General features: G+C 56.3%; 1 protein-coding gene. It reads left to right on the top strand.

Annotated features, from left to right (window positions below; translation table 11 throughout):
* Positions 1 to 1,219 (top strand): M56 family metallopeptidase (locus tag B036_RS0126655; protein ID WP_020571781.1); only part of this gene is annotated, 1,219 nt, incomplete at its 5' end.
* Between the last annotated feature and the right edge of the window lie 160 nt (positions 1,220 to 1,379).

Below are 1,379 nucleotides of genomic sequence, written 5' to 3'. Positions count from 1 at the left end.
GTTTTTTCTGCTGGGTGGGTGGCTGTTCGGCTTGCTGGTGCCGCTGTTGCCCGGCCTCGAGGGGGAGGTGAGTTTGCCGGTGGCGAACTTGCCGAAGATATCTTTTAGCGGGCCGGCGGCAGCGGCAATGACGGTGGAAATTGTGGCGGAATCCACTTGGAGCTTCACGGATTTCTTGCCCTGGCTGTACCTTTTCGGGGTGCTGATTTTCGGGGCGCGGCCGCTGGTGCAGGGCTGGTTGACGGAGCAATATTTGCGTACTGGCCGGCGCAGCACTTTCAGTGGCTATCCGGTGATCCGCCATGCGCGAATTCGGAGCCCTTTTGCGGCCCGGGGCTACGTCTTCCTGCCCGCTGGTATGACCGATGCCAGCCTGGAAAACACTGCCCTTCTTCACGAAACTGCGCACCTGCGTGCGCGCCACCACTACGACAAATTTTTACTGACGCTCGGTAGCATCCTGCTCTGGTTCCACCCGCTCACGTGGGCTTACCGGCGGCTGCTCGCCACCGTCCATGAATACGAGGCCGACGCGGCTGTGCTCGAACGAGTGCCGGCGCGGACCTACGGCCTCCAGCTCCTGCACTGCTCGTTGGGCCCGACGGGCGGACTGGGGCTCTTTTCCTCACCCCTCAAACAACGAATTGAGATGATTGCCAATAAAACCCGGGAGCGGAAGCTCCGCTTTTTGCCCCTGCTTTCTCTTTGTGTGCTGGTAACGGGCCTGCTGCTTTTCTGCAGTGACGTTAAAGCCCAGGACTTGCCTGCCGCTGAAAACTCAATAGCGGAAAAGGACCAGCCACGGCCCTATGACCCTACTAAGGGAGATGCTTATCTGGTTACGGAACCGGACCCTACTTTGTTGAGCGAGGAGACGTTGCAGGGGTTGATTAAAGATATTCAACAAAATATCACTTATCCAAAAGCAGCCCGGGAGACTGGGCTAACCGGCCGGCTGCGAATCGTCTCGCTGATGGATGAGTCTGGAAAAATTCTTTTTTCTTCTCATGAAAAATCCTCGAAAAAAGCTCCAATAGCCGAGATTGTAGTAGTTGGTAAGGGGAAAGCGAAAGGATCTTCAGAAGCAGGCGATACTATGTTTTTGGATGCCGTTGGTGGCGTCATGGTTCAGAAGCAATTAACGGTGCCGTCTACGGCTGAAGGCAAGCCCGCCGTGGTCATTTTTGCCCTCGAATTTGTCTTCAAACTAGAAGAATAGTTATGTCCCCCGAAATCCTGGAATACCTCCTCCGTACCACCGTCATCTGGCTGGCACTGCTGGCTTACTATTTCGTGGCCGGCCGCAAGGCGAGCTTCCGCTTTCAGCGGTTTTTTCTGCTGGGTGGGTGGCTGTTCGGCTTGCTGGTGCCGCTGTTGCC

Source organism: Neolewinella persica DSM 23188 (genome assembly GCF_000373105.1).
GTDB lineage: Bacteria > Bacteroidota > Bacteroidia > Chitinophagales > Saprospiraceae > Neolewinella > Neolewinella persica.
Note: the sequence above shows the minus strand (reverse complement) of the source record. Positions and strands in the feature narration are given on the sequence as shown.